This is a genomic window from Conyzicola sp. (assembly GCF_046714715.1).
Classification (GTDB): domain Bacteria; phylum Actinomycetota; class Actinomycetes; order Actinomycetales; family Microbacteriaceae; genus Conyzicola.
Genome location: NZ_JBKKAD010000015.1, coordinates 18963 through 27166 on the forward strand (window position 1 = coordinate 18963; position 8204 = coordinate 27166).

Here is an 8204-nt window from a genome sequence, read left to right on the forward strand (position 1 = left end):
TGACCGGTCCAAGCTGCCAAATCTTGCACGGCGCAAGCGAAAAACTGCCGTCGTTTTTCAGACAAGATGAATAGTTGTGTTTTGGCGTGAACGAGGAATGCCCATATCGACGGGTGTGTGAACTCTGAATTGCCCCTCCTCGGTGGCAGGAAATGCGTCGATAACGTTGGCCTTCGTGCCCACCCGATCTGACGGCACACTCACAGCAGAACGCTAAAAGGGGTTCACCACAGCATGAAAGTCGATGTCTTGTCGCGCGCTCGAACGGCGACCAACAAACGCAACATTGTCGTCGCGGGGGCCATTGTCGCCTCCATCGCGATGGTGGCAGTCGGCGGCGGAATCGCTTTCGCCGCCGGCGGTGGTCTCGCGCCGCCGCCCGTCAGCCCCGCTACGGTTCACGTTGCCTCCGCGGTTCCCGACCGCGTCATCCTGACTCCGTCGACGACTCCGATGTCGACCCAGAACGTGTCCTGGCGCACCTCGACCGCGGTCACCGCGCCCCAGGTGCAGCTAGCCGACATGACCGACGGCCCGGTCGCATCATCGCGCACGATCACTGCCGTGAGCACCGTCGAGTTCGCGACCGACCTCGGCTACACGATCAAGTACCACTCGGCCGAAATCACCGGCTTGGCGGCGAACACCGCGTACCTGTACCGCGTGGGCGACGGCGACACCTGGAGCGAATGGTTCGAGTTCGAGACTGCCGCGGCCCCGGGCACGCCGTTCTCGTTCATCGTGCAGGGCGACGCCCAGAACGACGTCAAGTCGTACGCGTCGCGCGCCTTCCGGGCCGCGTACGAATCGCGACCCTACGCGAAGGCCGTCGTTCACCTTGGCGACCTCATCGACACCGACGTCGCCGACGCCGAGTGGGGCGAATGGTTCGGCGCTGCGGGCTTCTCCAACTCCTACCTGAACGTGCTCGCCACCCCCGGCAACCACGAGTACTACCCCGGGCCGGCACTCACCCGCTACTGGAAGGCGCAGTTCGCCTACCCCGACAACGGGCCCGACGGCACCCCCACGCAGAAAGCGGCGTTCAGCGAAACGGTGTACTTCACCGACTTCCAGGGCGTGCGTTTCATCTCGCTCAACGCCTCGACGATCAACGGCGACGACCTCGCCGCGCAGAGCGCGTGGCTCGACGGCGTACTCGAGACGAACCCGAACAAGTGGAGCGTCGTGTCGTTCCACCAGCCGGTCTTCTCGGTGACCTCGGGGCGCGACAACAAGACGTTGCGCGACGCGTGGCTGCCGATCTTCGAAAAGCACAACGTCGACCTCGTGCTGCAGGGCCACGACCACGCCTACGGTCGGGGAAACCTGTTCGCCAATGAAGCGAACCTGCCGACGGGCGCTACCGCCGAGAACAGCCAGACGGGGCCGGTTTACCTGGTCTCCGTTGCGGGACCGAAGATGTATGTTCCGGATGACCCGGCCAGCAACAACTGGGTCAGCAACGGTGCCAACATGCGCAGCATGAACCGCGACACCCAGATGTTCCAGACCGTCGACGTGACCAGCGGCGAGCTGCACGTCGAGAGCCGCAAGGTCACCGGAGAGCTGTTCGACGGTTTCACCATCACGAAGTCGGACGACGGCGTGAAGCTGGTCACCGACGATCTGACACCGCGCGCTTCAGGCCCGGGTTCGGCCCGCGCCGACATCGCCGCGCCGACGCGACCGGTCGCGACAGTGCCCGGCCAGGTCACGACGCCTGACCCCGAGCCGACCCCGACACCGGTTCCGACTGACAACCCCACCCCGGTTCCGACGGACGCGCCGACACCGGTTCCGACGGGCGCGCCGACACCGGTTCCGACAGAAGCGCCGCCGACGACGCCGACAACCCCCACGACGCCGACAACCCCGCCGACGACGCCGACAACCCCCACCAAGCCCACGACTCCGACGGCCCCCGAGGTCTACACGCCCACCAAGCTGGAACTCTCGGCGACGGGCGTCGCGGCCGGGGGAGCGCTGTCGCTCAAGGTGTCCGGATTCAAGCCGAACGAAGACACCGAGATCACCCTGCACTCCGACCCGATCACTCTCGGCTTCACCAAGGCCGACGCGGCAGGCACGGTGAGCTTCACGGCGCACATCCCCGCGGGTGTCACCCCGGGCGTGCACACGGTGATCGTCCGCGGTCTCGAATCGGGCGTCACCGCCGAGCAGACCGTCCGCATCCTCGCGGTCGGAGCCGAGAGCACCGGCGTTCGCAACCTCGCCAACACGGGCGCAACCGGGGTCGGCATCGCGCTGATCGTCGGCGGCGCATCCGTCCTGCTCGGTCTCGGCGCCGTCTTCATCGCCCGTCGTCGTCGCCTCGCCCGGGGAGCATCCGCATGAGCCCCGCACCCGTTACTTCACCGAACAGATTTCGGAAAGGTTCTACCCACATGACGATCACGTCATATCGCGCTGGCCGGGGCAAAAGAGCCCTCGCGGCTTTCGCCACGGTCGCCATCGCGGCGAGCTTGTTCTCGCCGGCGTTCTCGGCGACCCCGGCCCAGGCTGCAACGCCCACGCCGATCGAGCAACACGGCCCGTCACGAGTGCCCGACCGTATCGTTCTCACGCCCAGCGGCGACCTGTCCAACTCGCAGGCCGTGACCTGGCGCACGTCTGACGCGGTGACGCCGGCGCAGGCGCAGGCGCAGATCCGTGTCGCGACGGCCACGCCGTACCCGACGGACTACACGGTCGTAGCGGCATCCGACAACACCCCCGTCCCAACCGACAAGGGATATTCGGAGACCTTCCACACGGTGAAGTTCACCGGGCTGACCGCGAAAACCCAGTACATGTACCGCGTGGGCGACGGCACGAACTTCAGCGAGTGGCAGCACTTCACCACGGCGTCGGCGACCGCCGACCCGTTCTCGTTCATCTACCTCGGCGACGTGCAGAACGGCATCAAGAGCGACGCATCCCGTGTCATCCGCAACGCGTTCCGCGACCGTCCCGACGCGAGCATCGTGCTGCAGGCCGGCGACCTCATCGACGACGCGAACGACGATGCGCAGTGGGGTGAGGTGTTCGACGCCGCCGGCTACCAGTTCGGTACGCAGAACTTCCTCGCCGCAGCGGGCAACCACGAGTACGAGGGCGAAGAGCTCTCGCGCCAGTGGCAGGCGCAGTTCGCCTATCCCCAGAACGGCCCGACCGGCAGCGCCGAGATCGAGAAACTGCTCGACGGCACCGTCTACTACAGCGACTATCAGGGCGTGCGGTTCATCTCGTTGAACAGCAACATTACGGATGCCGCGGCTCTCGCCGTGCAGACGGCGTGGCTCGACAACGCGCTGAAGACCAATCCGAACAAGTGGACCGTGGTGTACTTCCATCACCCGGTGTTCTCGCTCGACGAGGGGCGCAACAACCGTGCGATTCGCGAGGCCTGGGTGCCGCTGTTCGAGTCGTACAACGTCGACCTCGTTTTGCAGGGCCACGACCACAACTACGGTCGAGGCAACACAACCGCCGCCGAGGAGGGCAACCCGGCCGGCTGGGATGCCGAGCTGAACTACGACGGGCCGGTCTACGCCGTGTCGGTCGTCGGCTCGAAGATGTACTCGGGAGCCGGTCCGCGGTTGTGGACCGAGAACGACGCTCACCTGCGCAAGCTCGGTGGCGGCATCGAGCTGTACCAGCTGATCGACGTGAAGGGCGACGAACTGCGGTACGAGTCGCGCACCGCCGACGGCGAGTACTACGACGGCCTCACCATCGTCAAGAACGCGAGCGGCAAGGCCGTGACCGACGACGAGAAGCCCCAGATCATCGATCCGGGCGACACCGGCCCGTGCCTCGGCTGCAACCCGAACCCCGACCCGGGCGGAGAAGACCCCGACCCCACCGATCCCGGAACGACCGTCGACTACCGCGTCGTCGGCGACCTGAAGTCGGTCGCGAAGCCCGCGGCCCAGCTGCCCGCCGGTTCCGCGTTCTCGCAGGAGCTCGACCACCTGTTCCTCGGCGACCAGAACGGCCGCACCATCTTCGAGATGGACCCCGACACCGACACGGTTGTGAACCAGATGACCCTGCCCGAAAATATTCGGGACATCGGCATCGACGACGCGAACAAGCTGCTCTACGTGGGACAGCAGAACCGCAACTGGGTTGTCGTTTCGTTCGCTGCGGCGACCTACGGCCAGATAGTGCGCGGCCCGTTCCCGTTCATCGAGTCGAACCGCTCGATCGACGTCGACCCGCAGCGCGGTGTCGTCTATGGCGCGGTTCCGTCGCGCGGCGTCGAGGTCCTCGACGCTGTCACGGGCGAATCGCTCGGCGTGATCAACGGCACGGCCGACGCCTACTACGTGGCGGCGGATCCCGCCAACGGCATCGTGACCACGACCTACTTCAGCGATGTGCCCGACGCCAAGAACGTCGAAGCCTTCGACGTCGACAATGGCTACGCGCAACTCTGGGACATCACGACGCGTGAGAGCCCTCGCCAGGTGGACGCCGATTCGACCAACGGTCTGCTCTACGTGGGCTACACCGGAACCACCGACACCCGCGGCGGGTTCAGCGTTCACGACGCGAAAACCGGCACCAAGCTCGGCGACTTCCCGGGGGCCAAATTCGGCAAGGACGGCTACGGCATCTCGGTCGACGAGGAGCGCCAGCGCGTGTTCGTCTCCAACCGCGACTTCCGCCTGAACCCGCCCGGGTCGGAGACGGTCTCCGCGGCCGTCACCGTCAGCGAACGTGTGCTGCCCGAGACTCTCGCCTACGAGAGCGCCGGATCCGTGGCATCCGTCGACAAATCGAAGGCCACGCTGCCCGCCGGCTCGGCCTATTCGGAGAGCCGCGGTCTGCTGTACCTGGGCGACCAGAACGGCCGCAAGATCTTCGAGGTCAACCCGACCACCGACACGATCGTGCGCGAGATGACACTTCCCGAGAACATTCGCGACATCGGTATCGACGATGCGAACAAGCTGCTCTACGTGGGCCAGCAGAACCGCAACTGGGTGGTCGTGTCTATTGCGGATGCCACGTTCGGAAACGTCGTGCGCGGGCCCTTCCCGTTCATCGAGTCGAACCGGTCGATCGATGTCGACCCGAAGCTCGGGGTCGTCTACGGCGCGGTTCCTTCACGCGGTGTCGAGGTGCTCGATGCGGTCACCGGTCAGTCGCTCGGCGTGATCAACGGCACGGCCGACGCGTACTATGTGGCGGCAGACTCTGCGAACGGACTTGTCGCTGTGACCTACTTCAGCGACGTGGCCGACGCGAAGAACATCGAGGTGTTCGACGCGGCGAACGACTATGCCCAGCTGTGGGAGAAGACCAGCCGCGCCAACCCGCGCCAGGTCGACATCGATGGAACCAACGGTCTCGTCTACGTCGGCTACACCGGCACGGCCGTGGGCTCGGGCGGATTCTCGGTGCACGACCTGAAAACGGGCGAGCTGCTCTCCGACAACGCCGACCCCAAGTACGGCAAAGACGGCTACGGCATCTCGGTCGACGAGAAGTACCAGCGCGTATTCGTCTCGAACCGTGACTTCCGCCTCAACCCGCCGGGGTCGGAATCTAGCGCGGTAGCTGTCACCATCAGCCACCGCGTGGGTGCCGGTCTTCCCGGCGGAGGAACGCCTCCGACCGACCCGACCGACCCGACCGACCCCGAACCGGAGACACCGCCCGCCGGCACCGACTACACGGCGTCGTCGCTCACAGTGATTCCCGGAGTGGCCGAGAACCCCGACCTCGACACCAAACCGGTCGGTTCGGTCGTCGACCCGGCCACCGGTCACCTGTTCGTGGGTAACGAACAACGACCGGCGCGGGTCATCGAGATCGACCCGGCAACCGACAGGGTGATCGCGACCCACGCGATCGCCGGCGGTGAAGCCGAGGGCGTTCGCGACGTGGCCATCGACAGCGCGAAGGGCGAGCTCTATGTCGCCTACGGTGCAGCGTGGGCGGTCATCGACATCGCCACCGACGCGGTGAAGCGCGGACCGTTCGCGTTCACGGCGAACGTTCGCGGAATCGATGTCGATCTCGAGGGCGGCCGAGTGTTCGGCACGACCCGACAGACCGGCTTCCAGGTGATGGATGCCACGACCGGAGCGAACCTCGCGCTGGTCGCGACAGCCGGCACCAACTGGCAGTCGCACGGCGTCGCGTTCGACGCGAGCACCGGGCGTCTCTACGTCACGAACAACGTGGCAGCGGGAACCGATGGCGTGCGCGTCTACGACACGAAGACGGCCGACTACCCGCTGGTGCAGTCGCTCGCAGTCACGGCACCCGACCTGCGGGCGGTGGCGGTGGACCCTCTGGCCCAGCGCCTCTATCTCGCGCACCAGAGCGACACCTTCGACGCGAGCGGTGTGCTGGTGCTGAAGGCGGGCGACCTGTCGACGATCGTCAACTACCCGGGCAGTGCCTACGGCAACAAGGTCTACGGAATCTCCGTCGACCCGTCGAAAGGTCAGGTCTACGTGTCAGCGCGTGACCGATTCCCGGCCGGGCTGGTTGTGATGCACCGGGCCAAGTGAGGTAGTTCGACAGTGGGGTGGCGCGCTTTCACAGGCGTCGCCCCGCGTGGCACAGCGCAGGCGCAGGCGACAGCTAGGGGGTGCGCCGGCCCGTGTCATCCGTCGGCCTAAAATGAGAGTTCTACCGGATTGGACTCTCCATGGCGCGACAGGAACGGGCGCAGATCACGCGCGACCGCCTCATCGACGGCGCGGCCAGCACCTTCTGTCGGCTCGGATACGTGGCCACGACCACGGCGGACATCGCCCTCGAGGCGGGCACGACCCGCGGCGCGCTGTACTTCCACTTCTCGACGAAGGAGGAGATCGCGCGCGCCGTGATCGACAAGGAGCAGCTGCTCGCGATCGAGTCGGGCACCCGCATCATGCAGCTGAACCGGTCGGCGCTCGAGACGATGCTGATGCTGTGCGTGGACCTGGCCCAGCGGCTCAGGGTCGACCCGATAGTCCAGGCGGGCATCAGGCTCACCACCGAGAACGCGAACCTCGAGCCGCCGCTGCGGGCGCCCTACGAGCAGTGGCTCACGACGTTCTCGACGATCGCAGAGCGGGCGGTGCAGGAGGGCGACTTCCGGGCCGACGTCGACCCGAACGTCTTCGCAAGGTTTCTGATCCCCGCCTACACGGGTGTGCAGCTGGTGTCCGACACCTTCACCGGGCGCGAAGACCTGATGCCGCGCATCCGCGAGATGTGGATGTTCCTCTTCGCCGCCGTCGTGGCGGAGGGACGGGCTCCGGGCGCGCAAGCGCTACTCGACGGACTCATCCCCGCCGAGTAGCACCTGAGGCGAGTGCCTACGCGGCAGACCAGCCGCCGTCGGAGGGCAGCACGACGCCGTTCACATTGACACCGTCATCGCTGAGCAGGAAGGTGATGGATGCCGCGAGCGCATCGCTCTCGACCGCGTCGGGCATCACCGACATACCGACGCGCACGCGCTCGGCGCCGAGCGGAGACGCGAAGGTGGCCTCGATGTTGGTGATCGTGGGACCGGGTGCGACCGCGTTGACACGGATGCCGCTCGGGCCGTACATGAACGCGCTGCTCTTGGTGAGGCCGACGACAGCGTGCTTCGACGCGGTGTAGGCGGCGCCCGCCGCGGAACCGCGCAGCGCGGCCTCCGACGCGGTGTTCACGATCGAACCGCTCGCCTGGGCGAGCATCGCGGGGATGACCGCGCGCATGAGCTTCATCGTGCCGTCGACGTTGATCGAGAAAACCCGGTTCCACACGGCGTCGGAGACCTCGCCGATCGGTGTCATGTCGTCCATGATCCCGGCGATGTTGGCGAGGCCGTCGATGCGGTCGCCCGCCGCCGCCACGATGGCCGCGATCGCCTCGTCGTCGGTGATGTTCGCCACGACCACGACGATGTCGCCACCCGGCGTTGCCGCGACGAATTCGTCGAGGCGTTCCTGCGAGATGTCGACCGCGATGACACGGCCGCCCTCGCGGGCGACGCGTGAGGCGGTGGCGCGGCCGATGCCGGATCCGGCGCCCGTCACGATGATCGTCTTGCCGCTGAAACGTCCGGAGTCGATGCGCTCCACCCACGGTTCACGCTCCACCGGGACATCCGCGGTCTCTTCGATCACGTCGACGGGGGCGCCGCCCTCGGGGACCTCGCCGGCTTCGACGCGGGCGACGAGGGTGTCGATGAGCTCCTGGGT

General features: G+C 66.6%; 4 protein-coding genes. 3 read left to right on the forward strand and 1 reads right to left on the reverse strand.

All coding sequences use genetic code 11. The features are described from left to right. The first annotated feature begins 234 nt into the window (after positions 1–234). The 3 genes from ACLQ6X_RS01520 (at position 235) to ACLQ6X_RS01530 (ending at position 7312) form a co-directional block, all read left to right on the forward strand. On the forward strand, positions 235–2358 hold the full coding sequence (locus tag ACLQ6X_RS01520) for a fibronectin type III domain-containing protein (RefSeq protein WP_411698395.1): 2124 nt from the start codon (positions 235–237) through the stop codon (positions 2356–2358). 50 nt (positions 2359–2408) lie between these two features. Continuing rightward, positions 2409–6533 (forward strand): metallophosphoesterase, encoded by a 4125-nt coding sequence (locus ACLQ6X_RS01525; protein ID WP_411698396.1) that lies wholly within the window; start codon positions 2409–2411, stop codon positions 6531–6533. A 140-nt stretch (positions 6534–6673) separates the two neighbouring features. After that, complete coding sequence (locus ACLQ6X_RS01530; RefSeq protein WP_411698397.1) at positions 6674–7312, forward strand: ScbR family autoregulator-binding transcription factor; 639 nt, start codon at positions 6674–6676, stop codon at positions 7310–7312. Between the two features lie 16 nt (positions 7313–7328). On the opposite strand, the gene ACLQ6X_RS01535 is transcribed toward ACLQ6X_RS01530, so the two are convergent. Further along, the coding region (locus ACLQ6X_RS01535) for an SDR family NAD(P)-dependent oxidoreductase (protein ID WP_411698398.1) at positions 7329–8204 on the reverse strand (876 nt) is incomplete at its 5' end.